This window comes from Geminocystis sp. M7585_C2015_104, from assembly GCA_015295805.1.
Classification (GTDB): domain Bacteria; phylum Cyanobacteriota; class Cyanobacteriia; order Cyanobacteriales; family Cyanobacteriaceae; genus DVEF01.
This window is the reverse complement of the sequence record DVEF01000012.1, coordinates 1-23,880: the sequence shown is the minus strand read 5'-3', so window position 1 is coordinate 23,880 and position 23,880 is coordinate 1. Positions and strand designations below refer to the sequence as shown.

General features: G+C 42.6%; 23 protein-coding genes, 1 tRNA gene and 1 pseudogene. 15 read left to right on the top strand and 10 right to left on the bottom strand.

Annotated features, from left to right (window positions below; genetic code table 11):
• Positions 1 to 40 precede the first annotated feature (40 nt).
• Together lysA and IGQ44_01240 are read left to right on the top strand one after the other, a co-directional pair.
• Positions 41 to 1,453: a diaminopimelate decarboxylase gene (gene lysA, locus IGQ44_01245; protein ID HIK36605.1), complete on the top strand. Its 1,413-nt coding sequence runs from the start codon at positions 41 to 43 to the stop codon at positions 1,451 to 1,453.
• Between the two features lie 173 nt (positions 1,454 to 1,626).
• On the top strand, positions 1,627 to 2,550 hold the full coding sequence (locus IGQ44_01240) for a TIGR00159 family protein (GenBank protein ID HIK36604.1): 924 nt from the start codon (positions 1,627 to 1,629) through the stop codon (positions 2,548 to 2,550).
• On the opposite strand, the gene dacB is transcribed toward IGQ44_01240, so the two are convergent.
• Positions 2,547 to 3,989 carry a D-alanyl-D-alanine carboxypeptidase/D-alanyl-D-alanine-endopeptidase gene (dacB, locus tag IGQ44_01235; GenBank protein HIK36603.1) on the bottom strand — a complete coding sequence of 481 codons (1,443 nt, stop codon included), beginning with the start codon at positions 3,987 to 3,989 and terminating at the stop codon, positions 2,547 to 2,549. The genes IGQ44_01240 and dacB overlap by 4 nt on opposite strands.
• Before the next feature lie 104 nt (positions 3,990 to 4,093).
• On the opposite strand from dacB, the gene IGQ44_01230 reads away from it, so the two are divergent.
• The 3 genes from IGQ44_01230 (at position 4,094) to IGQ44_01220 (ending at position 6,637) form a co-directional block, all read left to right on the top strand.
• Positions 4,094 to 4,630: a transcriptional repressor gene (locus IGQ44_01230; GenBank protein HIK36602.1), complete on the top strand. Its 537-nt coding sequence runs from the start codon at positions 4,094 to 4,096 to the stop codon at positions 4,628 to 4,630.
• A gap of 170 nt (positions 4,631 to 4,800) precedes the next feature.
• Positions 4,801 to 5,454, top strand: a complete 654-nt coding sequence (locus IGQ44_01225) for a DivIVA domain-containing protein (protein HIK36601.1) — start codon at positions 4,801 to 4,803, stop codon at positions 5,452 to 5,454.
• Positions 5,455 to 5,503: 49 nt separating this feature from the next.
• Positions 5,504 to 6,637 (top strand): glycosyltransferase family 1 protein, encoded by a 1,134-nt coding sequence (locus IGQ44_01220; protein HIK36600.1) that lies wholly within the window; start codon positions 5,504 to 5,506, stop codon positions 6,635 to 6,637.
• Here IGQ44_01220 and IGQ44_01215 read toward each other — a convergent pair.
• The 3 genes from IGQ44_01215 to IGQ44_01205 form a co-directional block, all read right to left on the bottom strand.
• Complete coding sequence (locus IGQ44_01215; GenBank protein ID HIK36599.1) at positions 6,634 to 7,890, bottom strand: PDZ domain-containing protein; 1,257 nt, start codon at positions 7,888 to 7,890, stop codon at positions 6,634 to 6,636. The two genes, IGQ44_01220 and IGQ44_01215, sit on opposite strands and share 4 nt — an antisense overlap.
• A 20-nt stretch (positions 7,891 to 7,910) precedes the next feature.
• Positions 7,911 to 8,696, bottom strand: a complete 786-nt coding sequence (gene map, locus IGQ44_01210; protein ID HIK36598.1) for a type I methionyl aminopeptidase — start codon at positions 8,694 to 8,696, stop codon at positions 7,911 to 7,913.
• A 105-nt stretch (positions 8,697 to 8,801) separates the two neighbouring features.
• Positions 8,802 to 9,539 (bottom strand): EI24 domain-containing protein, encoded by a 738-nt coding sequence (locus IGQ44_01205; protein ID HIK36597.1) that lies wholly within the window; start codon positions 9,537 to 9,539, stop codon positions 8,802 to 8,804.
• Between the two features lie 114 nt (positions 9,540 to 9,653).
• Here IGQ44_01205 and IGQ44_01200 point away from each other — a divergent pair, with 114 nt between their 5' ends.
• Positions 9,654 to 10,019: a hypothetical protein gene (locus tag IGQ44_01200; GenBank protein ID HIK36596.1), complete on the top strand. Its 366-nt coding sequence runs from the start codon at positions 9,654 to 9,656 to the stop codon at positions 10,017 to 10,019.
• A gap of 66 nt (positions 10,020 to 10,085) precedes the next feature.
• Here the strand turns inward: IGQ44_01200 and IGQ44_01195 are convergent, their stop codons facing one another.
• The gene (locus IGQ44_01195) at positions 10,086 to 10,322 is read right to left on the bottom strand and encodes a DUF4327 family protein (protein ID HIK36595.1); all 237 of its coding nucleotides are present in this window, start codon (positions 10,320 to 10,322) and stop codon (positions 10,086 to 10,088) included.
• Between the two features lie 49 nt (positions 10,323 to 10,371).
• Positions 10,372 to 10,920, bottom strand: coding sequence for a hypothetical protein (locus tag IGQ44_01190; GenBank protein ID HIK36594.1), 549 nt, complete (start codon positions 10,918 to 10,920; stop codon positions 10,372 to 10,374).
• Positions 10,921 to 11,169: 249 nt separating this feature from the next.
• Here IGQ44_01190 and IGQ44_01185 point away from each other — a divergent pair, with 249 nt between their 5' ends.
• Entirely contained in the window at positions 11,170 to 11,325 is a 156-nt protein-coding gene (locus tag IGQ44_01185) for a hypothetical protein (GenBank protein HIK36593.1), read from the top strand.
• Between the two features lie 598 nt (positions 11,326 to 11,923).
• Here IGQ44_01185 and IGQ44_01180 read toward each other — a convergent pair.
• Positions 11,924 to 11,995, bottom strand: a tRNA-Cys gene (locus tag IGQ44_01180).
• An 87-nt stretch (positions 11,996 to 12,082) separates the two neighbouring features.
• On the opposite strand from IGQ44_01180, the gene IGQ44_01175 reads away from it, so the two are divergent.
• The gene (locus IGQ44_01175) at positions 12,083 to 12,553 is read left to right on the top strand and encodes a CYTH domain-containing protein (protein ID HIK36592.1); all 471 of its coding nucleotides are present in this window, start codon (positions 12,083 to 12,085) and stop codon (positions 12,551 to 12,553) included.
• On the opposite strand, the gene IGQ44_01170 is transcribed toward IGQ44_01175, so the two are convergent.
• Complete coding sequence (locus IGQ44_01170) at positions 12,554 to 13,174, bottom strand: DedA family protein (protein HIK36591.1); 621 nt, start codon at positions 13,172 to 13,174, stop codon at positions 12,554 to 12,556.
• A 394-nt stretch (positions 13,175 to 13,568) separates the two neighbouring features.
• Here IGQ44_01170 and pntB point away from each other — a divergent pair, with 394 nt between their 5' ends.
• Entirely contained in the window at positions 13,569 to 15,002 is a 1,434-nt protein-coding gene (gene pntB / locus IGQ44_01165) for a Re/Si-specific NAD(P)(+) transhydrogenase subunit beta (protein ID HIK36590.1), read from the top strand.
• Positions 15,003 to 15,062: 60 nt separating this feature from the next.
• Here the strand turns inward: pntB and IGQ44_01160 are convergent, their stop codons facing one another.
• Positions 15,063 to 16,952, bottom strand: coding sequence for a hypothetical protein (locus IGQ44_01160; GenBank protein ID HIK36589.1), 1,890 nt, complete (start codon positions 16,950 to 16,952; stop codon positions 15,063 to 15,065).
• An 87-nt stretch (positions 16,953 to 17,039) separates the two neighbouring features.
• Positions 17,040 to 20,795, bottom strand: coding sequence for a magnesium chelatase subunit H (gene bchH / locus IGQ44_01155; GenBank protein ID HIK36588.1), 3,756 nt, complete (start codon positions 20,793 to 20,795; stop codon positions 17,040 to 17,042).
• Positions 20,796 to 21,139: 344 nt separating this feature from the next.
• On the opposite strand from bchH, the gene IGQ44_01150 reads away from it, so the two are divergent.
• The 6 genes and pseudogenes from IGQ44_01150 (at position 21,140) to IGQ44_01125 (ending at position 23,772) form a co-directional block, all read left to right on the top strand.
• Positions 21,140 to 21,436 (top strand): hypothetical protein, encoded by a 297-nt coding sequence (locus tag IGQ44_01150; protein ID HIK36587.1) that lies wholly within the window; start codon positions 21,140 to 21,142, stop codon positions 21,434 to 21,436.
• On the top strand, positions 21,429 to 21,827 hold the full coding sequence (locus IGQ44_01145; GenBank protein ID HIK36586.1) for a hypothetical protein: 399 nt from the start codon (positions 21,429 to 21,431) through the stop codon (positions 21,825 to 21,827). Before IGQ44_01150 ends, IGQ44_01145 begins: the two co-directional genes overlap by 8 nt.
• A 54-nt stretch (positions 21,828 to 21,881) precedes the next feature.
• Positions 21,882 to 22,136, top strand: coding sequence for a response regulator (locus tag IGQ44_01140; GenBank protein ID HIK36585.1), 255 nt, complete (start codon positions 21,882 to 21,884; stop codon positions 22,134 to 22,136).
• A gap of 12 nt (positions 22,137 to 22,148) precedes the next feature.
• Positions 22,149 to 22,535, top strand: a pseudogene (locus IGQ44_01135) (response regulator transcription factor).
• A 10-nt stretch (positions 22,536 to 22,545) separates the two neighbouring features.
• Positions 22,546 to 22,902: a chemotaxis protein CheW gene (locus IGQ44_01130; GenBank protein HIK36584.1), complete on the top strand. Its 357-nt coding sequence runs from the start codon at positions 22,546 to 22,548 to the stop codon at positions 22,900 to 22,902.
• Positions 22,903 to 23,082: 180 nt separating this feature from the next.
• Positions 23,083 to 23,772, top strand: a complete 690-nt coding sequence (locus IGQ44_01125; protein ID HIK36583.1) for a PDC sensor domain-containing protein — start codon at positions 23,083 to 23,085, stop codon at positions 23,770 to 23,772.
• The last annotated feature ends 108 nt before the right edge of the window (positions 23,773 to 23,880 follow it).

Below are 23,880 nucleotides of genomic sequence, written 5' to 3'. Positions count from 1 at the left end.
TACAATGGAGTATAAATTATTGCCTGTGATGAAAAGATAGATGTTGTTGACAGAAACCATCAACGGTAAAGCCTTAATCTCCCTTTTTGACTCCCAATCCCCCAATCAAAGATTATTCCCCCTCACCGCCACTGTGAATGAGTATGGGCACCTTGTTATTGGCGGCTGTGACGTGGTGGATTTGGTAAAACAGTATGGAACTCCTTTGTATGTCCTAGACGAGTATACTTTAAGAGTGGCCGCCCGTCTGTACCGTAGCGCATTTCAAAAATACTATCCGGGAGAATCTCAAGTTATTTATGCCTCAAAGGCTTGGTGTTGTCAGGCCATAGTGTCTATACTAGCTGGGGAGGGATTGGGTTTTGATGTGGTTTCCGGAGGGGAATTATATACCACTGTCAAGGCCATAGAATTGGCTGGTTATAATCTAGAAGAAATTGGGTCTAAAATCTACTTCCATGGTAACAACAAGTCTAAGGGGGAATTAGAATTTGCCCTAGATGTAGGGTGTAAAATCATCGTGGATAACTGGTGGGAATTGGAAACCTTAGCCCAACTAGCCGCCGAGAAACAACAGTATGCCAATATTCTTCTCCGTCTCACCCCCGGTATTGAATGCCACACCCATGAATACATCCGCACTGGCAGTATTGACAGCAAATTCGGCTTCGATTTAAGTCAACTAGAGGCAGTATATACTTTTGTAAAAGAGCAAAGATATCTAAACCCTATCGGCCTACATGCCCATATTGGCTCACAGATTTTCCAGTTGCAACCCCACCAAGACTTGGCGGATATTCTGGCTCAATGGTATCAAAAAGCCCTGGACTATGGCCTATCTATGCGGGAGGTGAATGTGGGGGGAGGTTTAGGCATCCGTTATACTTCCGCTGATAATCCCCCCAGCATCCCTCAATGGGTAGAAGCGGTTTCCGCCTCCGTAGCCTCCGCTTTTAAAGCCAGGGGCCTGTTTTTGCCTAAATTAATTGCTGAACCCGGTCGTTCTATTATTGCAAACGCGTGTGTTACAGCCTATACGGTGGGGGCAAAAAAGGTAATACCAGACGTGAGAACATATATTGCAGTGGATGGGGGGATGTCAGATAACCCACGTCCCATCACCTATCAATCCCTATATCAGATGGTAATAGCCAATAAAATGAATGAGGCTCACAGTGAGACTGTAACAGTGGCGGGCAAACATTGTGAGTCGGGGGATATTCTTATAAAGGATATTTCTCTGCCTCCTACCAATCCCGGTGATATTCTTGTGGTTTTGGCTACTGGCGCCTACAATTACAGTATGGCATCTAACTACAATCGTATAGGAAGACCAGCCGCTGTATTAGTTAACGAAGGAGAGAGTCATTTAATAATCCGTCGGGAAACCTATGAGGATTTAATCCAACAAGACTTACTCCCCACCCGTCTTTTCAATAATCATCATCAGTAAGATTTTAACAGTGGGATTTTACTAACTAACTAACTGATAGTCTCCTATAAAAAGGTTGGGTGTCGTAGTGGGGTTGAATGAAGAAAACCCCCTCCCCAACCTTCAATAGTCTGTTATCTTGGGTGTGAACCGGTTAACGGGTATAATCCTAATTGGATACAGCCATTAATCTAATGTTTGGGTGGGGTTTCCCTGACAATCTATCCTTCCATACTATTCTTCGTTTTCTCCTCGACGTTGGCTTAGTTATTTCTTTTTTTTATTTTGTCTCTTTTCTTTTTCAGGAGCGTCGGGCACAGTGGATAATCAGAGGCTTATTATTTCTCTTCCTTCTCCTGTATATCAGTGAGCATCTGTTGCGACTTACTCTATTTGCCTTTATTCTAGAACGACTAGCTTTTATTTGTACTGTCTCTCTTGCTATTACTTTTCAGTCAGATTTTCGTCGTTTCTTAGAGGGATTGGGGAGGTTACAAATTCAACAGTTTTTTCAGTCTCCCGTTTCTCTTCCCAGGGAGGAGTCTGTCATTGATGAGATTGTGGAGGCGGTTAAGGACTTATCTCAAAATCGTATCGGTGCTTTGATTGTAATCGAGACCTTTAATATTGTTGAAGAGAGAGTTTTTATTAATCCCGGTGTTAAACTCAATGCCCTGGTTAGTAAAGAACTATTACAAACTATTTTCCAATCTAAGAGTCTACTACATGATGGTGCTGTTTTTATCAGAGGATCTGAAATAGTTGCTGCTGGTGTTATTCTGCCACTATCTGAACGTACTGCCTCCCGTCAATTGGGCACCCGCCATCGTGCTGCTATGGGTATTACAGAGCGAGTAGAAAACTGTATTTGTATAGTTGTTTCTGAGGAAACTGGCTCCATTTCTTTAGGGGAAAAAGGCCTACTCAATCGACCTTTAACTGCCACTAAACTTAGGGAATTGTTAGAAGAAAAATTGTCCAAGCCCAAGGAAAGTGAAGTAGTCACCGGCGTGACTCGTCTCGGAAGAAAAATTCGTTTTAGCAGCAAAAAATTCTTTTCCAAACTTATTAGAAAAGTTGTAGGATATCTCAAGGGAAGACCTGGTAAGGAATCCTAGGGGCTTCTACAGTCCTCCAGTTTATACAATAACACAACTATCTGGTCAATAATTGCTCTTAAATCACTGCTTTTTTCTAAGGAGTTATTAACTATAATACTAAACACCAAATCTTTATAATTTTGCGGGTGCAAGTAGCCGGATAAAGCGGCAACTCCCGCTAAAGTTCCAGTCTTGCCAACGACTTTACCCGCCATGGGCTCTCGGAGACGATTTTTGAGAGTGCCACTAATGCCACTGACTGCTAAAGATTCCCTGAATAAGTCCCCGTATTTGCTATTAGCCATTGCTGCTAACAAATCCACTATACTTTTCGGCGTCACCAGATTCTGACGAGATAAACCAGAGCCATCCTTTAGCTGATAGTTTTCTTTATTTATCCCTATCTCTTCTAGGATCTCCTCCAGAGAATCCCTGGGGTTTTTATAATTTTTTGCTACATATTTAAACAAAACTTCGCCATAGAGGTTATTGCTATCCTGGTTAGTTTTTCTGATTAACTCTTTCAGGGGAGGTGACTGAAATTCTAGTAATAGGTCATAGCCTTTTAAGTCGAGTTGGGCAGTGGAGTTAATGGTGACCCTGTCAACAATTATCCCCTTTGCAGATAAAATACTTATGAGGGAATCTCGGAAATATTCGGCGGGTTTCGGAATGGATAAAAACCAATTATCTTCCCCTTGACTGACTGGCAAGTTTCCTCTTATAACTAGAACAGGTTCTAATTGAAATGGGTGGACATCTAGGGTATATTCTTCTCCCTCTTTTACGGTAACTCCCTCATTAATAATTTGCCACTGCCTTCCCGCAATTTCATCAGACCACTGTATTCTAACTTTCTCGCCAGGATTCGAGGGTTTAATAGTAAGAATTACGGAATTTCCTCCTAAAATCAAACTATTAACCGGCACTGAATAGGAAAAAAACAAATCGGAAAACTCCCAAGTGTGGTTAACGGCGTTGTGGGCAAAATTAGAATCATCTACTAGTATTAACTCATCGAGGTGTTTTAGACCTTTCTGTAACAACTTGTTGGCTATTATATTTAATTGTAGTTTAGAGATAGTAGGATCTCCTTTTCCCCATATCAACAAGGTAGTTTTCTCAGATTCTGTCTTGAGATAAATGGGGGTTTTGATGGCAAAATTTTCTCCTTCTTTGAGCAAAATGGCGGCGGTGGTGAAGAGTTTGACGTTAGAAGCAGGAATAAAATACTTGTTGGGGTTTAACTGGTATAAATTTTGCCGATTGTCTAGTCTTTCCACTACTACCCCCCAACTCTCTTTTTGTCTTTCCGGGGTGTTGAGAAGGCTACTAATTTCCCTGTTTAAATCCTGGACACATACCCTGCCTATCTGAGAAGCAACCAAGGGGAGATTAATGCCAAAACTAAAACCAAGACTAAAAAAAATAGTGACCAGTATCCTTACTTGTAGCATATATCTCAGCCAATTTGCAATAAAAAGGGGGGTAGTTGCAAATAAGGGGGGAGGGAGATTATCATAGAGGAAACCATGGTAGTAGGAAAAAGAGGGAAAGAGTTATGCCTGTAGATATAAAATCTTCCGTTAAGAAAAAACTAAACGCCAGGGGTTGGCGGATGACTCCCCAAAGGGAGAAGATTTTAGAAATTTTTGAGAAACTACCCAGGGGAAATCACTTAAGTGCCGAGGAATTACACCAAAAGTTGTTAGAATCTGGGGAAAGAGTAAGTCTATCTACCATCTACCGCAGTGTCAAGCTGATGACAAAGATGGGGATTTTAAGGGAGTTGGAGTTGGCAGAAGGACATAAACACTACGAACTAAAACACCCCTATCCCCACCATCATCATCATATTGTTTGTATTCAATGCAATAAGACCATTGAATTTCAAGACGATACTATTTTAAAACATAGTCTGAAACAATGTCAAAAAGAGGATTTTCAGCTGATAGACTGTCAGTTAACGGTGATGACCATTTGTCGGGAGGCGGTGGAAATGGGATGGCCTTCTACACTCCCCAATGATTGGCGTTGTAGTCGCGCCATCGCCGATAGCGGTGCCAAAAAGAATACTAATTCCCCAGAGGAAAAATAGAATGAGTCCTCTTGTTTCTCGCAATTGGGGCCGTTTTATCCTATTATTTCCCTTGAGTTTGGCCACTACTATCAAAAAAAAAATTGTAGTAGTGGTCCAATGGGGCGGAACTGATATATAGTTTTAATGGTACTATTTTTGGGTTTAATTTACCAGTAAGGGACAGTTTTATGGTCAACCCCAATAACAATCTTAGACCGTCTATAAATCCCCCTCATGTGGAAGAGATGGGATTCAATATACAAGAAGAAATTGATAAACTGGAGGACATCATCTTCAGTGGTACTCGTATTCCTTTACTGGGGAAAACACTGATAGATGAAGAAGCCGTTATTAACCAATTAGATCTTATTAGGGTTAATTTGCCAGATTGTATCGAACAGGCGACTCAGATTTTGCAACAGAGACAAAAAATTCTCGCCGAAGCACAAAGGACTGCACAAAGTATTATTGAAAATGCCCAAAGAAAAGCCTCACAACTGTTAGACGAGTCGCGGATTATCCAACAGGCGGAAAGTCAGGCGGCCCAGATCAGAAGACAAGTGCAACAAGATTGCGAAAACCTACAACAAAAAACCTTAGCAGAGGTGGAACAGTTACGCCAGAAATTGCAGGAGGAAGCAAGACAAATCAGACAACAGGCTATTGCCGAAGCCGAGGAAATTCAAAACGAGGCGGATAAATATGCCGATCAACTCTTGGCGCGTCTGGAAAGGGATTTGACCACCATGTTAAGAATTGTTACAAACGGTCGTCAGGAGATTCATCAACAGAAACTGGCAGCCAATGCCAGTGCCTCTTCTTTGCAGAAAAAGGCTTCTTAAACTGGGGAGGTGATATATTTATTAGTCAGTCCAAAGGTTAGGCTTATATATGCGTATTGCCCTATTTACAGAGACTTTTTTGCCCAAGGTTGACGGAATTGTAACTCGTCTCAAGTACACAGTAGAACAGTTAAAAAAACAGGGGGATGAGGTATTAATCTTTGCGCCTGAAGGGGGTATAAGGGAGTACAAGGGAGCCAGGATTCATGGGATAAGGGGGATACCCCTGCCCCTATATCCGGAGTTGAAGATAGCAATCCCCAATCCCAGTATCGGTTTTGCCTTGCGTCGTTTTCGGCCTGATTTAGTCCATGTAGTAAATCCGGCGGTGTTGGGGGTGGGGGGTATTTACTACGCCAAGAAGTATAATATCCCCCTGGTGGCCTCCTACCACACCCACCTGCCCCAGTATTTACAACACTACAATTTAGGAGCCTTCGAGGGGTTGTTGTGGGAGTTGTTGAAACTTGCCCATAACCAGGCCCAGTTAAACTTATGCACCTCTACTGCCATGGTGGAGGAGTTAATCAGTCATGGGATAGAAAGGGTAAAGTTGTGGCAAAAGGGGGTGGACACAGACACCTTCCACCCTGACTGCTTCTCCTGGCAGATGCGTCAAAGACTATCTCAAGGCCATCCCGAAGCACCATTGTTGTTGTATGTGGGCAGAGTTTCTGCGGAAAAGGAAATCGACAAGATTAAACCGGTGTTAGAAGGCATTCCCTCCGCCCGTTTAGCCATTGTGGGCAATGGCCCCGCTAGGGAACAATTGGAGGCTTTTTTTGCTGGCACCAACACCCATTTTGTGGGCTATTTACACGGAAGAGAATTGGCCGAAGCCTACGCCTCGGCTGATGCCTTTATTTTCCCTTCCTCCACCGAGACACTGGGATTGGTGCTACTGGAGGCAATGGCGGCGGGGTGTCCAGTGGTGGCAGCCAAGAGAGGTGGTATTCCTGATATTGTCACTGATGGTGTCAACGGCTACTTATTTGACCCAGATAGGCCCGAAACCGCCATTGTGGCCACCCGGAAACTGCTAGAGGGGAAGGGAGAGAGGGAGAAACTAAGACAAAATGCCCGCAAAGAGGCGGAAAAATGGAGTTGGGCCGCGGCTACAGCCCAATTACGCGGTTTTTACCAACAGGTAATCTCTTCTTCTCCTCAACGTCAGGTAGCCTAATCAAGGGGATTGCTGGCCATAAGAGGCATTCCCTGATACTGTTGTAGTAGGTAGGCAACGGCGGCTTGATACTGATAGTCCTTGGCAGTGCCCACCTCGAATGGGGTAATGGGGTGATCCAGTTTGACCTCTATGTCAGGCATAATCCCCTGTTTGTTGATATCCCGGTGACTAGGAGTTTCATACTTAGCCACGGTGATAGTAAGGCCGGCCCCATCAGGGAGTTGGAAAGGGGATTGAATTAAGCCCTTGCCAAAGGTTTTCTCCCCTACCAACACCGCTCGGTGGTTGTCTTGAAGGGCGCCTGCCAGGATTTCACTGGCACTTGCTGTCCCCCCATTGACAAGTACTACCAGGGGTGCTAGGGTGACAGGATGGCCATCACTTTCATAACTGCCCAACACCCCCTGACGGTTGACGGTATATACGATTGTACCTTCAGGCAAAAAGAGATTAGCAATGTCCACTCCTGCCTGAAGTAAGCCGCCAGGGTTGTTTCTCAGATCCAGGATATAGGCCTTTGCCCCTTCCTCTTCCAGTTTTACAATACTGTGAGCTATTTCTTCCGTTGCCTTGCTAGTAAATTGGGTAAGACGGATGTAACCAATGGGATATTCTGGGTAAGTAGTGTCTAACCGGGCAAATACTGGACTAAGGGAAAGCCTTTGGCGTCTTAGTTTATAATGCCTGAGCTGACCGTCTTTTTGAGACTTGATTTCCAGAATGACGACAGTGCCTTCCTCCCCACGGATACGACTGGCGGCTTCGTCTAGGGTGAGGGTATTGGCGGGGATACCGTCAATGGACAGGATTTGATCATGGGGTTGAATGCCAGCCAATTCCGCCGGGGAGTTAGGAAGGGGGGAAACCACTTCCAATTGGTTGTTTTCGGGATTAATGCTGATTTGTAACCCCACTCCCGACAGTTCCCCCGAGGTGGATATTTGTAAACTTTTGTACTGCTCGGGAGGGAAGAAACGAGTATAGGGATCATTTAGGGTGGCCAACATTTCACTTATGGCCTGATATGCCTCTTCCTTGTTGTGTAGGGGCCTTTGTAGAAATTTTTGCCTTACAAACCACCAATTCTGATGATTAAAGGAATCATCGATATAAGCCTCATTCACCAGACGCCAAGACTGCAGTAGTAACTTTTCCTCTTCCGTGTAGCCTCTTGCCTCTGCCGGGGCCACCACCAGTAGGGAGAATAAGCAAAACAATAATACCACCAAACCGGAGACTATTTTTCTCATAAAGCTACCCTGATAGTACATTATATTTTGATTTCTTCATCGTCGTTAAGGGTGAGGATTTCCACACCATCCTCGGTGACGGCGACAGTGTGTTCAAACTGAGCCGACAATTTGCGATCTTTAGTATAGGCCGTCCAGCCGTCTTCGGCTATTTCCGCCTCCCAAGTGCCCTCATTTATCATCGGTTCTATGGTAAACACCATTCCCGGACGTAGGATTCTACCAGTGCCCCTTTTGCCATAGTGGGGGATTTGTGGCGGCGCGTGAAATACCCTACCTATACCATGTCCTACAAAAGCTCTTACCACAGAAAAACCATGACTCTCTGCGTATTCTTGGATGGCGGCCCCAATGTCGCCAATACGGGCCCCAGGTTTAACTGCCCTAATGCCCCTATAAAGACATTCTTCCGTGACTTCTACTAGTTTTTTGGCAATGGGAGAGGGAGTGCCCACAAAGAAAGTTTTTGAGGTATCTCCATGGTAGCCATCCAACACCGGGGTGACGTCTATGTTGATAATATCCCCCTCCTTCAAAACCTGGTCCTTACTGGGTATACCGTGACATATCACCTCATTTACACTAGTACAAATAGATGCAGGGAAGGGGGGGTTGCCATAGCCGAGGGGGGCACTTTTTGCGCCATGAGCCCTTGTCCATCTTTCTGCCTCTTCATTCAATTCATAGGTAGTAATGCCGGGCCTAACCATTTTCCCCAGGTGAGCTAACAATTTTGCCGCCAGTCTCCCTACACGGCGCATTTTCTCTAATTCTCGCTTCGACATTAAAACTATATTTTCTCCCATTTCCTGTCCTACTTTTGTAATCCCACTGGTAGTCTTTTTTTTACTATTTTAATCTACTGGCATCCCCATCTCCGTTTCCCCTCACTTTTGTACTACCTCTGTTTTCTAGAGAATTTCACACACTAATAATGTCCCCGCCGTGATACACAGAGGAATAACAATTAGATTTAACAGGGGTATGCTAATTAAAACCAGACATATAAAGCCAAAGGGAAAAGTTGTGGGAAAATTGCCCCATATAAACCCTAATTTCCGCCTGAATTTCCATCTTCTCCTCTCCAGTGTTGCGTCAAAAAAATCCAGACACACCAACGTCACTCCCAAAAGCCAACCTCCCAACAGTGATAGTATTTGTCCAATCACTGGCACCCAGTTAATTACAAACAAAAATACAAGGGCAGTTGCCGATAGAATGATTTTTTTTAACTCAAAACCAATGGCTCTAATTACTTCCCTGACTGGCCCTACTTCAATCACCTCTATTCTTCCCCTTTTAAACAATTCCACTCTTTCCGAGATTTTTCCATACCATGGCGCGCCTATTATTGTTCCAAATTGGAGAATCATGACCCCTATTATGACAAATATTGCCACAAAAATCAGCCAGCGAAATAACAATAATAATAACTGAATTATAGACTCTGAGAAAGACAGCCAACTGGGCAGTTTTGCCAGAAAACTATCCCCCTTTGCCAGCAAGTAAGCTGTGAAGCTATCGTACCATTGTAAGGAGGGTAATAGCAAAAAAATATAGGCAAAGGCTCCTATTATGAGGTTCAGAATTATTGGGGTGATAACCATTAACAAAAGTGGAGGATTTTCTGCTATAATTTTAAGAGCCAAAAAAAAACACAAAAACCCCAAAAATGGACTATTATTTTTCATAAACGTCTAAACCACAAGGACAACAGTTAGATTATACTGAAATCCAAACCAGCTAATTTGAGGTAACTAGCTATGGAAAACAACAACCCGTTTGAGGTAATCCAAAAGGGTTTCCGCATAATAGTAGGTGCCACTGTCGAGGCAATGGAAACTCTCCAAGACACAGAAAAAACAAAAAAAATCCTGTCTGACTTGAAGTCCCAATGGCAAGAAAAATCTCAACAGTGGCAGGAAAAAGGCGCCATTACAGAGGAGGAGGCGCGCAAATTGGTAGAACAAATTTTATCTGGCAGTGGCAAAAAACAGGCAGAATCAGGCAATGGTAGCCATTCTAGTAAAGAAGGGAAAAGTGAACAAGAACTCTACCAGTCTCTTCAGTCTCTTATCGAAGAAATAGTCTCCCTCAGACAAGAATTGGAAAAGATGAAGGATGACTGAATCAAAATTCCAACCCCGAGGCGGTGTAAGCCTCTTGGGTTTTGCCGGTATGATGCCGATAGGGGATTAGTCTTCATCCCATCTTTCTTCGGGAAGTAAGTCAGCAATTCTATCCCTTAGTAAGTAGTCTCTTTCTGCCAACTCTCTTTCAATCCTTAACCATTCCCTTGGTGGCAGATAGTTAGCCAATACGTAAATAGGCTGATGACGACTAATACTACCTTTGGCCAACAATGCCCTAACCTCGTCCCGGAGAAAGTCTAAACTATAACCAAAATCAGACTTGATAGTTTTGGTAGTCATAACTGACAGTGAGAGGATACTTCCTTTTGTTAAATTTTATACCGTTTTTCTAGGGGATGGCCACCAATTTTTTGTTAAAACACTCCAAAAGTAGGGCTCGACATTGAAGACAATTTAATCTTTGCCATAAAAATTCCAAATCTGATTGTTGAAGGGAGTAGGTGGCGCCTATAGACAAATCTCTCAAATCCACCTGGGGGTTAATTTCCCCATAGAAACCCCATAGTTTTTGATTATTGAACGAGCTGTTTACATACCATGGATTTTCATTTATGGGAACAATTTTTTTAATATTTTTTTTATCTAAATTTAACTCTTTCTTAAGAATCCAGTAGACGTTTTCTTCTAAGGTTTTTCCCCGGTTTACTCTGCCGCCAGGGAAGTCGAGAGTAACTTGGTTAATGCCAACACGGAAGGAGGGAGGGGGAAAAACTAAAAGATTCCTATACCTGGTGACAATTATCATAGAATCATCTTTCTCCACCCGCCAATAGTCTATGGAATTTCCCTTGTCATCCTCGTATTTTTCCCCTATTAGTCGCAGCCAGGGGGAATTTATTTCTATAAACTGGCTAATCAGCCGCCATGGCTTCTCCATTTTTTTCTTTTTTCTTCTTTTTTTACTATACCAAAATTATATAGCCATTCTCTCCTCACGGGTACAATATTTTGTTACCACCCTTCTGTTTTCTCTTGAAAAATTTCCGGCAATAAAATCGTTGCCGATGTTTTCCAAACAATTGGAAATGTGAACCTTTGAGCCTATTCTGGTAGTTAGACATTAAAGAGAGCACAGGGGTGAAAAAATCCTTAATTTTCATAGTCTGCTGGAAAGGAAGTTTTCCTATTGGGAGTAGATATCTCTCGCTATGTTGTCCATGGAAAACAACTCATACAAACCAAAAGAGAATATAAAACTATGAGACTGACCGATGAACAAGAACTAAATGAACTAATGGCTCAAATCAAGGCAGCCCAAGCAGAATTTGCTAATTTTTTCTAAGAACAAAGGGATGGTATTTTTTATCAGGCGGCAATAGCGGCAAATGCCGCACCTATTAGCAGGATAAATTCATTACCAAAAAAAACTATACCTTGCTGGATTTACAGAGAAGGTAAAAAGTCGCTTCACAAGCATGAGGAAAAACTAAAGCAGATGACTCAGGGGAGGTAGAGAGTAGGTAAGTTTTGAGGTAGGTGGTGGCTAAGTGGTATTACAGTGATGCTTATAGAGTGTATAGGGAGTGGATAGGGGAAAACAGGCACAGAGTGGGTATGCGGGAAGACTAACAAGAGTGAGTGTTTAAATTCAGTGTTGAGGATAAAAACAGGAGGTTAATCGGGAAGACAAAGGGCTACAGTAAGAGCCTTCAGATGCCATTATTTTAAAGTATGGAGCTAATAAGCAAATATGGAATCAATCCCCTCGTGCAGTATAACGCCCTCCCCTACCAAGGCTGTCGTTTAGATAGTATCCCCTATCACCACCCAGAAGCCCATGCCCTGACCCAAGGAGGGTCTTTTATCACAATCCTATCCCCTGTCCCCTAAACCCTACCCCCCAGTCATGAAGGGACTACTGTGGCACACGGGCACAAAAAAGGCGACGCCCAGATTCGAACTGGGGAATGGAGGTTTTGCAGACCTCTGCCTTACCGCTTGGCTACGTCGCCATTGAAATCACCATTGGGTTAGACGCGGTACCGGCCCCCATGGTATATGATCATAACATAAAATTAGAGTTTTGACAAGGAAAACCAATGGCCAAGGAAATTGAGCGGAAATTTTTGGTGAAAAAGGAGCAATGGCAGCCGCCCTCTGGTGGAGTATTATATCGTCAGGGGTATATTAACACCAATACCGAAACCACTGTGAGAGTTAGACTAGTGGGAAATCAGGGGTTTCTGACTATCAAGGGCAAAACCATAGGCAACACTCGTCTGGAGTATGAATACCCCATCCCCTTCAAGGACGCCCAGGAAATGTTAGACTTTTTATGTGTCCCCCCCCTTATCGAGAAAAAACGCTACAAAGTCGAGGAAAATGGTTTGCTGTGGGAGGTGGATGTTTTTCTGGGAGAAAATGAGGGTTTAATTCTCGCCGAAGTGGAGTTGGAAGACGAATCTCAGGAGATTATCTTACCACAATGGGTTGGGGAAGAGGTGACTGACGACCCCCGTTATTATAATGTTAATCTAGTCAAAAACCCCTTCAGAAAATGGAAAGTCTGACTACCCCCCCCTCTTAGCCTTGTATTTCCACCACACGGGCAATACTAGCCAGGCAATGGCCAACAAGAGGGCTATTATACCAAACTGGGCGAATAGGGCAACCAGTCTAGGCAGGGGTATTATTCTCCCCAGGAAATAGGAGAGGGATACAACAGTCACACCCCACAAAGCCGCACCAGAGAAATTACACAACAAAAACTGCCAGTAGGGCATTTCTACCACGCCCGCAAGAGGCCCGGCAAAAATGCGCAAAATAGTGACAAAACGCCCAAAAAAGACTGCTTTTGCCGCGTTTTCCCGAAATTTTTCCTTAGCAGCCTTAACCTCGTTTTCCGGCAACCGGAAGAAACGCACTATTTTCAGCAAAAACTCCCAGCCACCAATCCTACCCAGCCAATAACCAAAATTATCCCCCGTAACCGCACCGGCAATAGCGGTTATCAACACCAACCAGTAGTTTAACTCGCCACTGCCGGCAAGGAAACCCCCCACGATGGTAATCGTCTCCCCCGGGATGGGAATGCCAGTATTCTCAATGGCAATACCGGCAAAAACCGCCCAGTAACCGTATTGATGTGCTATTTCCTTAATCTGCTCTAATGATAACAACTCCATGGGCAAACTAGTTATAACAATTTATTACAGGTTATTTATGCCAAGTTATTTATGCCAAATTATGACAGGTTGTTACTAGTTATGACTAGTTATAACTGGTTATTTATGACTATTTATGACCAGTTATGACAAGTTATGACAAGTTATGACAGGTTATGACAGGTTATGACAGATTGTGACAGGTTGTGACATGATGTGGCATAATGTGACAGGTCATGACAATAGTTTCACTGCTTATGATTATAGTCTCCCCATCCCCCCCTTTTTCCGGTATGGTTACCCACCCCATGTGTCAAAAAATACAAACCTTTTTCAACGATTCTTAATGATTGAAGGCAGGGAAATTGAATAACCTAAAAGTAGCGAGTTTACCTGCCACAAGAAACAAGAAGGAAGACTCATGAGTAACAATCTGATTACTGTAGCCTACATTGCCGCTAGTGCCCTTTTTATCCTCAGTCTCTCCGGTTTGTCACAACAGGAAACGGCTAGACGAGGAAACATCTATGGCACCATAGGCATGTTAATAGCCTTCGTGGCTACGGCCCTTAACCCTCAGGTGGCCAATTATAAACTACTAGTGGCCGTCATAATACCAGCTGTGATTATAGGGGCAATTGTAGCCAGTAGGGTAGCCATGACTGCCATGCCGGAATTGGTGGCAATGCTACACAGCTTTGTGGGGTTAGCCGCCGTTTTGGTGGGGATAGGTAACTATCTAAACCCAGATTCCAGTTTAACCGGCGCGGAGGCGTTCATCCACCAGGTGGAAATCTATGTAGGTGTATTTATTGGTGCGGTTACCTTTACCGGTTCAGTTGTAGCCTTTGGAAAACTGCGCGCAATCATCCCCTCCAAGCCCCTCCTCTTGCCGGCTAGACACTTTCTTAATCTAGCCATGTTAGCGGCGGTGGTATATCTGGGTTATGTTTTTCTTTATACCCCTGCCGGTTTACAACCCCTATTAATCATGACAGCCATCGCCGGCGTCTTGGGAATTCACCTGGTTGCCGCCATTGGTGGTGCGGATATGCCTGTAGTTATCTCCATGTTAAACAGTTATTCCGGTTGGGCAGCCGCAGCCGCTGGTTTTATGCTGAATAACGATTTGCTGATTATTACAGGAGCCCTAGTAGGTAGCAGTGGTGCTATCCTCAGTTATATCATGTGTAGGGCCATGAATCGCTCCTTTATCAGTGTTATCCTTGGCGGCTTTGGCGAGGGAGTAAACACTGTCGCCAGCAACAAACAAGCCAGCGGTGAGGTAACTCCCACTAATGTGGAAGAGGTGGCAGACTTACTCCTCAATGCCAAAAGTGTTATCATTGTTCCTGGTTACGGTATGGCTGTAGCCCAAGCGCAACACGGGGTCTCGGAAATTGCCGCCATACTCCGGGAGAAAAAGATAAATGTGCGTTTTGCCATCCACCCTGTTGCCGGCCGTCTACCTGGTCACATGAATGTATTATTGGCAGAAGCGAATGTGCCCTATGACATCGTTTTCGAGATGGACGAGATAAACGAGGACTTTCCTAATACAGACGTAGCGCTGGTGATAGGAGCCAATGACACTGTTAATCCTAGCGCATTAGAAGACCCAGATAGTCCCATTGCCGGCATGCCCGTGTTAGAAGTCTGGAAGGCGGGTATTTGCGTTGTCATGAAGCGGAGTTTAGCCACCGGTTATGCTGGTGTAGAAAATCCCCTCTTCTACAAGGAAAACACTAGGATGCTATTTGGGGATGCCAAAGCCAATGTAGATGCCATTGTTGCAGTCTTGAGACAAAGACTCAGCAAAGACAAACCTGCAGAAACAGTCTTAGCCGCTGCCTGATTTAGGGATGTGGGGGTGTTATGACACACCCCTTTTTTTCTTCTCGCCGTCATATCCCCCCTATTCTACTAGAAAAATGTAGGCATTATACCACTCTTTTGGAATTTTATTTCTACACAGAAAATATAGTATCCTCTCCACTCCCCTAAACTCCGGCTTGTAATGAAAGATTAGACGGTATTTTTTGCTGTAATTTTCAATATCTTCTTCCCATATATGCACATCATCTTTGCCCAATTCTGGAGAAAATATCATGCCATTGGGTGGTAGGATAATAAACAAATCTCCTGGAGACGGTTGTGACACTGGTAAGCAAATAAACCGCCTATATTGCACACATAGATTGTTAGTATACTCTTCTTCCCCCTTCATTAAAATTGGCTTCCTTATACCAACGCTTCCATAGTTATCTAGAGAGAAAACAGGAATCCCCTTATACTCCAAAAAAGCAGCAAACTCCATCATGTAATAACCAGTGGCGCCCGGATTCATTTTGCTCGGGAAAAATAAAGTAACTTTGTTTTTGTTCTCGTGGTATCTTTTTATAAAATCAGCAGCCCTAACCCTGGATTCAATGTCTTTTTTACGCACAAGTATGGCATATGCAGAGGGTTGAAGATTTCCCACAATCATTGCAGACAGTAGGATGGCAAAAACACCCCGCCAAATTCTCTTGGATTTGTCGCTTTCGGATATTACGTTTACACTTATCGTCTTAACCAAATACAGTATAGCAATGAAGTCTACTGGGGCTATATAATACCAACGAAATAGTCCCAGTTTTATATAAGCTAGAAAGTATAGCAAACCCCCTACTGCCAGGGAATCCCAAAGAGGGTCAACTCTAGATTTGCCCTGTGATATCATTAACAATCTTATTGGCAAATACAGAAGAAAGATACACAACAGCAAGTTAGTTTTTAGGTAAGTGGCTAAAGTCCACAATATGCTCTTTTTCTCTGTAACTCCATAAGGATTTTTAACTAAACCGTATACAAAATAGATAAACAATGCTATGAACACCAACACCTGGAATAGCACAAGGATTTCCAGATAGTTGTTTTGTAGCCAAGCTACAATATTATTGCTGTTAGACTTCTGGTTTGCCTTCTTTACCCCACTTATCCCTTTTAGTAGTAAATGACTGATAATAAACCCTAAGATTAGCAAAAAAACAGGCTCCTTATAGTAGAGTATAAATTGGGTAGAAATTAGAGTGAGTATGGCAAATAAAAGACGTCTGTTTTTTGAATATTTGTCGAAGGCAAGAATAAATATAGCTAGCCAGAATATCACATTTCTTTCCGGGAATATCAAGCCGGAAAACGAAACTACAAAAGAGGGAACAGTGATTATTGCTATTATTACTAAAATACGGTATATTGGTTTAAATTCCAACAGGAGAAGATAACAAACAATAGCAGTGATAAACAATTGAAAAACCGAAAACAAATGGAAGGCAAACGGAGTTGTGGAAAACAGACTTATGACATTGTATTCCTGGAATCCTAAAGGCCAAAATCTGCCCACAGAAGGCCAAATAGGAAACACATAAAAATCCCCCTTTAGGGTAAATAGGGTGAATTGCGAATTGTCATGATAGGCAAAGTCTTCCCCATATAAAATTAGATGGGAATAGAATATCAGAAACAAAAAAACAATTACAATCGCCCCATATTCAACCCTCCTAGATGGTGACTCTAAGGCCTGAGTCTCGTCTTTTTGGGGAAAATAATGACAGATAGTCCCCAAAAAAATCACAACTACCAAAGTGGCTAACCACACATACGAAAACTGACGGTAGTTGTGGAAATATTCTAAAAGCCTCTGGAATTTCGCCATCATCATTTCCAAGAAACAACAACTCGTAGGTATTCTATAATCCCCTGCCGCTTTCCCATAATTTCCATGTCGCAAAAGTAAGATGACAGAAACAAAGACAACTGTCAAAAGGGTTATCCAAACACAATCCCAAACACAACAAAAAAAAAGGGGTGGAATTGAGATTATGAAATGAATGTGCCTTTTCCCCCCCAATTAGCCGCTGAAGGTAACCCCCTCCAACTCGTCTTCCGTCATTTGGTAGAGACGTCTTAATTTTTCTAACGTCTCTTCATCAGCTTGCCAAAAACCCCTCGCCGAAGCCTCTAACATCCTCCCCACAATGTTGCGAAATGCCTCGGGATTGGCTTTCCTTAATCTTTCTGCCATCTTCTCATCTAAAGCATAGGTTTCCGCCGCTTGCTGATATACCCAATTATCCTTGAAAGAAGCTGTACCTCCCCAACCTATCAAGGCAGTCATCCTCTGAGAAATCTCATACACCCCCCCACTCCCCTGACTCACCATGGCTTCTACCCATTTAGGATTTAGTAGCTTTGTTCTATACTCCATTCGTAATACCTGTTCCAGGGGACGAGGAGTGGTATCCTTAGAAAAACTTTCTATGAATTTGGCAGTCACCTTTTTGCCACTTGTCTTCTCCGCCGCCAATTTCAATCCCCCTGTGTTGGCATAGTATTCCTGAATATCTGTCAACCCGTATTCCACCGAGTCTATCTCTTGTACTACGGTGGAGCTAGTTGCTAAAAGTTTCTCTAATACTTCAGGACGAGCCTCTCCTTTATCCTTTTTACCATAACTAAAAACATTGCGTTTCTTCCAGGTTTGTGCTAACTCGTCTGAAGACTCCCAATTGCCGTCTACAATTTGATCGTTCACTAGTGAGCCGAAATCGCCGCTAGGATTAGAAAATAGACGTGCAGTGGGATTTTTTACCCCTTTTTCCAACAATTCTAGGTAATGCTTACGAATATAGTTGTTTTCGGTGGATTCCTCCGCTTTGGCTGCCCTTTCAAACAAATCGTCCAGCAATTCAATAATATTTACAAAGGTGTCACGGAAAATCCCCGACAGGTTGGCTAAGACATCAATGCGAGGATGCCCCAATTTCTCCAAGGGGATTAGTTCATATCTTACAATACGTCCTGTGGCCTCTTTGACAGGCTCAGCCCCTACTAGTTCCAATACAATACCAATAGACTCCCCCTTAGTCTTAATGGCATCCAACCCCCATAACATCACCGCCACGGTTTCAGGATATTCTCCCTTTTCCTGTAAGTGTTGGGCTATAATCCTCTTAGCTATCTCCCTCCCCCGTAGATAGGCGCCTTGAGAAGGCATGCGGTACGGGTCTAATGCATGTATGTTACGACCTGTAGGCAAAACCCCCGCACCATCCCTGATTAAGTCTCCCCCAGGCGCCGGTGGTATATACTCTCCATTTAAACCCCTTAAAAGATTGGTTAACTCGTCTTTCGTCTGTAGCAGCAAGTCAGTAATTAGTTGTTGTTGCTGGAATCGAGTTTGTAATTCTTCCTGTCTGCTAGTCTTCTTCTCCACCCTGGCAAATAAATCACTTCTGTCTAATTCCCTCTGGAATTCCTCCTGTTGGCTAGCATCGTCAAAGTATGCCTCCAGATAAGACTTGATTTCCTCCGGGGTGGGATTTTCCCCCAACACATGTAAACCAGAAGAAAATAGTCTTTGCTCTAAAACAAGCAAATAGTCGTATACTTGAGCAAAATAGTCGTCAAGTGCCTTTTTGCTGAAAAGACGGGCATTTTCTGCAGTAAACTCTATCCCCAGTTTCTCTCCTTCGACAAATGGACAATCTTTGTTTAAACCGGTATCTATTATCTTTTGAATTATATCCTGCTGCAGGAGGGCATTCTTTTCCGTATCCTCCCTATACTCGTTGATTAAGTCTCTTAACGCCATTAACTCCTTGTATAATCCCGCCCTGGCATATGGTGGTACGTTGTGTGATATTAATACCCCATACCCCCTTCTCTTAGCTAAGGTAGACTCGGAGGGATTATTGGCAGCGTAGATGTAGAGATTGGGTATGTCGCCTAGGAGTATGTCTGGCCAAGAGTATCCCGTATTACCCAAAGGACTACCAGGTAACCATTCTACTGTGCCATGCATACCAAAGTGAATAACAGCATCAGCTTGGAATTCGTTTTGTAACCATTTGTAAAAAGCCGCATATTGGGGATGTGGCGTCAAATCTTTTTCAAACATAAGACGCATGGGATCTCCCGCTACGCCAAGTTGCGGCTGTACTCCAATCCAAATGTTGCCATATCTCACTCCCCCAATTTGAAATTTATCCCCAATTGTCTTAATACCAGTCTCCGTCAAGCTGCCCCATTGTTTCTCTATCCTTTTTATAAGAAGATAGCCTAACCACCTGTCTAGAGTTTTTACATCCACTGTATTCTCACTAGTGGTGGTATTAATTCCCAGCCGGCTTTGACTGTAGGTGAGAAAATCATCCGCAGACTTCACCTGTTGGATAATAGTCTCCCCATCAGGAGGAATTTCTCCTACGTTATACCCCTCTTCCTTTAAAGCTACTAACACTTTATGAAGGGATTTTGGTACATTTAAAAGAGCAGCTGTACCTGTAGCACCATATCCCGGCGGAAAACCGTATAATACAATTGCTATCTTTCTCTCTGATTTTGGCTTTTTCCGCAGATTAATCCATTTTTTAACTCTACCAGTCAGACGTTTTAGTCTTTCAGGAATTAGATATATCTCCTCTCCTACTAAGCCTCCTAAAACAACAGTGTCAATTGCCCCATCCAACTCTGGCAAGGCGTATAACACCACCCCCTGTAAGCCACCAATCCCCTGTCTTACCCAAGAGTAAATATCCTGAATTAGCAAAGGTGCCGCCACAAAATAGGGTATATTCTTAGCCATCAAGATACGTTTGGCTACTTCTACCTGTCTCCCAGCTTCCATACTACCAGCTGGGCCTCCCACTAAGGGAAAACCAATGGTGGAAACTATGGCATCCACCTTGACAGCATCCTTGCTGAGAGACTGAATTTCTATAATTCCCTTTTGTCGTTGGCTTTCCTCATAGTCTGTAGTTAACCAATCCCTTACCACTACATGACTTTCTACCCCGTTGACAAAAATGGGAATGGGAATCAATCCTTCCTTCTCAAAGTGTCTAATCAGTTGAGGTATGTATTTCTGCTTGGAGACTACGTGTTTGCGATACAGTAATATGGCTACTGTTGGCTGGTAGATATTGCCTTTTTTCTGTTGATACCATTGAAGGTATTCCCTAGGGGATGTAAAATAACCCTCATAGTCGGGATGATATAAACCCATGTTGGGTGTTTCCACCACCGGCGGAATCTCTCCTACTTTTAAACCTAGATAGTTTTCCGCCAAATACCAACACATGCTGGCTACATTTTCTACTCCCCCAGCATTCCAATAACTATAGACTACTAGCCAGTTGCGTAAATCTTGGACTTTTTTAACAGGAATATATTTTAATAGTTTTGGCCCTGTTTTCAAAAAGCTGATATAACCCACTAGTTTGTCTTCTTCTCTCCTATTGCTAAACTTACTCAGGATAAATTGTATGGGTTTGGGCATTCCCTTCGGTTTATCTCCAATAGTAAAGTCTCCTATTTTCGTCAAACTCATCAACTCCAATGCTGACTCAAACACCAAACGGATAGGTATATGCGTTACTCTTTCTTTCAACCATATCACTTGTTCATAATCAAAAATTAGACTAGCGAAAAACACATCTGCCTTTGTCAATGCCGCCTCTACTTTTTCCCTTTCCGTCTCAAGACTTTTGTCACTAAAAACCACTACCTCTAAATCCCTACATCTGGATGTAGCTAAAGAGGCTGCCTGCTGATACAAACCACTGTTAAAGGTTTCAAATCCTGTAATCAATACTATTGTCTTCATTTCCTCTTCCCTTGAAATTCTCACTCCTACTCCGTATTTTAAATATTTTTCCTTTCTTTCATTTTCCCAAAACTATTGCAAATCTTTTTCATCCTATTTAGAGGAGGGTAAGGACAAACGGGCGGGGAAACTATGGGTCCTGGCGTCATCCTGTGGACCATCTTTTACCAATAGGTAGTCTGGGGCTTAAAATTGGCATTAAATTTCAATAGGATTCTGTAACTTATTGGTTCTATTTCTCTGAAAGACAATTGTTATATAGTGCAAGTTCAATAGATGGGAATGGTAGACTGGAAAGACATCTTAAGCGTCTTAGCCACTATATCCCAAGGTTAAAAGGTGTTTTGAATAAAATCTATCTACAAGAAGATGAAACTCCCATAGACATAAATAACACGGAAGGGACATTTTATTATCCTAAGGAATTTACTAAAATTATTTGGGCAGAAAACGATTATCTCAATGAAAAACAGCCACAGATTCTAGGCGCAAAAATCAGTCAGGAGGTAATCGAAACTCTATTACTTTTTCCCCCACTCGACTCCACTAACTTTAGCACTTTTCCTCACAACCTTCCCCCCGTTTGTTGCCACGATTTGAATTCCACTATAGAGAAAGCAAAAAAGAATTTTAATGCCTAGCAGAGGTATATCCCCTTCGTCTATTCTCCCTTCGCCAGCAGTTAGGGAAAATTTGGGCAGGATATTAAGGGGTTTTAATTTTAGGAAAATAGCCGCTATCATCAACAAAGACGAATTAGCCATAGTCGAATCCCTTTATCCCTTGATTAAAAACAAGGATGTTATTCTTAGAGGCCCCAGTCTTGAGTATGCTGGCATCTTTCAACTTGCCTTGAAGAGGAATAGGGAAATTCCCGTTGACTCTCCCTGTCATTCCCCTAACGAGAGGCCCAACTCACAACCTACAATTAATAGTATATTTGCAGGCGAAAGATTTACAAACAAAACCACCAGAAACTACAAAATAGCCTGTATAGATGATAGCAATGTCATATTGAATTCCCTTCGATAATTCCTGAATGTTGATAATATTTCTTTCTTCCCTATTATCAACCCCACCAAGGCAATGCTTCTGTTGAATAACATTGAGCGCCATCTGATTTTTATGGACACAACTATGCCTATTATTGACGGCTATCAGTTGTGTTCTTTGTTACGAAAAAATTCAAAATTTAAAGATATTCCTATTATCATTTTAACGGCAATTACTGGCATGGTTGACAGGATAAAGGCCAAATTAGTTGGCGCTACTGACTATATAACTAAGCCCTTTACTCAGGAGGATATACTCAGAATTGTTTTTCGTTATTTGACTGATTAAATTTAAATGTAGATGGGGGTGAATTCTGTTAATGAAATCAAGGTATTGATAGTAGAAGATAACCTTTTGGAGAGAGAGTTAATCAAGGAATATTTGCTGGAAGCCGGATATGATGTAATGACTGCCGCTGACGGCAAGGAAGACTTAAAAATGACAATCTCCTTGAAGCCAACCTTAGTAATTGCCGATTTGGTGATGCTGGAAATGAGTGGCTTACAGTTATGTCGCAGTCTGAGAAAGAATCCCCAAACAAAATATTTACCTCCTATCGCCTGCACCTCTAAAAATTAGGAAATAGATAAAGTTTGAGCCGAAAAACAAGGAATTAACCTCTATCTCACAAAGCCTTTCTCTAAGGAGGAAATTCTCACTGCTGTTTCCCCCCTCCTCCAACAATAAATACCCACTTATGTCTTACAATACCACAGAGGAAAAGTCCAAATCTAGTCTAGAGTTTTTACAGGTGCATCTGTCCAACTTCTTAGAATTTCTCATCCCCAAATCTCTTATCCTGGAGGTGATTATCCTTCCCAGAGACAGAGTCACTTTTGTGCCAAACGCCCCTCCTTACATCATCGGTTTAGTCTACCACAAGAACCGTATATTCTTCCTCGTAGATGTGGATATATTTTTAAATCCAACTGTTGCCCCTACTGTTACTGATGAATACCTCGTTGTCACCGTTGAAAATAATGATTGCCTCTTGGGGTTAACCGTCAAGGGTGTGGGGGTTTTACAACAAATAGAAAAAGACAAAATCCTGTAGGATATCTCTGATATTTCCCCCCACATTAAACCTTATGTCTCCGGTGTTATCCCCGCTGGTGAGAATACTTATGGGAATACTAAATACTTGTTTAAATACTTGTTTGACTGCGAGAAGTTGCTTAAGGGTATAATTGCCAAGACTGGAAGAGAATATTAGAGAATAAAAGGGGTATTAAGCATGCCATTAAATCCTCCGGTAATACTCAACAATTTCCTAGCAAACATAGGAGAAAGAATCAACAAATTTCAGAAAGAAAATCAGATTCAAAATCTGCTTATAATTAGCCTTCTACCTACCACACTGACTCCCCCTATTGTAGCCAGCATCCTGGGTTACAGACTGATAAGTTACCAACTGAGAGGGGGGATGGAAGAAAAAGTAGAAAACCAAGCGCTTTTAGCCAGAAGGTTAATCAACGATACTACAATCTACTATTTTAAAAATGCCGACACTTTTGCAGAAAACCCCCTTATTATCCAGTTGCTAAGAGGAAGGCAAAAAGTGGAGGTTTTGCAGGAAGTTTTGGCCGATATGGAAGTAAAAGGAGAGGTTGTTAAAGCCCTAATAACAAACGCGAATGGCAGGGTAGTTATGGATTATAAGATGGCGGCAAAAACAGACAATTTGTCACAAGAAGAATGGTGGCAACGGCCAAGGAAAAAAGGAGTCTGGACGTCGTCTGTGGAGATTGACACTGACGTCCAAGAGGCAGTAGTTAAATATTCTAGAGGTATTCTCAACCAGAAAGAATTTTTGGGGGTTATTAAGTTTGTAATCCCCCTCAGCCGTTTTGGAATTTTAGATGTCTATCTGGAAAATAGCGGTGGCATTAATCCCTCTCAGAAACCTACTCTTGTCGAGCCATAAAAATATTGAAATTATCAGGATTACGGGGAGGCGGAAGATAAATTACTCCCTGAAAGAGAAAAAATTATCTCCCAAAAGGGCAATTGTAATATATAAATTTAGATAATT

What these genes read in the sequence shown, in the direction of transcription:
- IGQ44_01190 (HIK36594.1), bottom strand. Translation starts at nt 10,920, where the DNA reads ATGGAGAAGCCATGGCGGCTGATTAGCCAGTTTATAGAAATAAATTCC.
- IGQ44_01225 (HIK36601.1), top strand. Translation starts at nt 4,801, where the DNA reads ATGGTCAACCCCAATAACAATCTTAGACCGTCTATAAATCCCCCTCAT.
- IGQ44_01130 (HIK36584.1), top strand. Translation starts at nt 22,546, where the DNA reads ATGTCTTACAATACCACAGAGGAAAAGTCCAAATCTAGTCTAGAGTTT.
- IGQ44_01200 (HIK36596.1), top strand. Translation starts at nt 9,654, where the DNA reads ATGGAAAACAACAACCCGTTTGAGGTAATCCAAAAGGGTTTCCGCATA.
- IGQ44_01240 (HIK36604.1), top strand. Translation starts at nt 1,627, where the DNA reads ATGTTTGGGTGGGGTTTCCCTGACAATCTATCCTTCCATACTATTCTT.
- dacB (HIK36603.1), bottom strand. Translation starts at nt 3,989, where the DNA reads ATGCTACAAGTAAGGATACTGGTCACTATTTTTTTTAGTCTTGGTTTT.
- IGQ44_01220 (HIK36600.1), top strand. Translation starts at nt 5,504, where the DNA reads ATGCGTATTGCCCTATTTACAGAGACTTTTTTGCCCAAGGTTGACGGA.
- IGQ44_01195 (HIK36595.1), bottom strand. Translation starts at nt 10,322, where the DNA reads ATGACTACCAAAACTATCAAGTCTGATTTTGGTTATAGTTTAGACTTT.
- pntB (HIK36590.1), top strand. Translation starts at nt 13,569, where the DNA reads ATGAGTAACAATCTGATTACTGTAGCCTACATTGCCGCTAGTGCCCTT.
- IGQ44_01145 (HIK36586.1), top strand. Translation starts at nt 21,429, where the DNA reads ATGCCTAGCAGAGGTATATCCCCTTCGTCTATTCTCCCTTCGCCAGCA.
- IGQ44_01140 (HIK36585.1), top strand. Translation starts at nt 21,882, where the DNA reads ATGCTTCTGTTGAATAACATTGAGCGCCATCTGATTTTTATGGACACA.
- IGQ44_01125 (HIK36583.1), top strand. Translation starts at nt 23,083, where the DNA reads ATGCCATTAAATCCTCCGGTAATACTCAACAATTTCCTAGCAAACATA.
- IGQ44_01230 (HIK36602.1), top strand. Translation starts at nt 4,094, where the DNA reads ATGCCTGTAGATATAAAATCTTCCGTTAAGAAAAAACTAAACGCCAGG.
- IGQ44_01175 (HIK36592.1), top strand. Translation starts at nt 12,083, where the DNA reads ATGGCCAAGGAAATTGAGCGGAAATTTTTGGTGAAAAAGGAGCAATGG.
- IGQ44_01215 (HIK36599.1), bottom strand. Translation starts at nt 7,890, where the DNA reads ATGAGAAAAATAGTCTCCGGTTTGGTGGTATTATTGTTTTGCTTATTC.
- lysA (HIK36605.1), top strand. Translation starts at nt 41, where the DNA reads ATGTTGTTGACAGAAACCATCAACGGTAAAGCCTTAATCTCCCTTTTT.
- bchH (HIK36588.1), bottom strand. Translation starts at nt 20,795, where the DNA reads ATGAAGACAATAGTATTGATTACAGGATTTGAAACCTTTAACAGTGGT.
- map (HIK36598.1), bottom strand. Translation starts at nt 8,696, where the DNA reads ATGGGAGAAAATATAGTTTTAATGTCGAAGCGAGAATTAGAGAAAATG.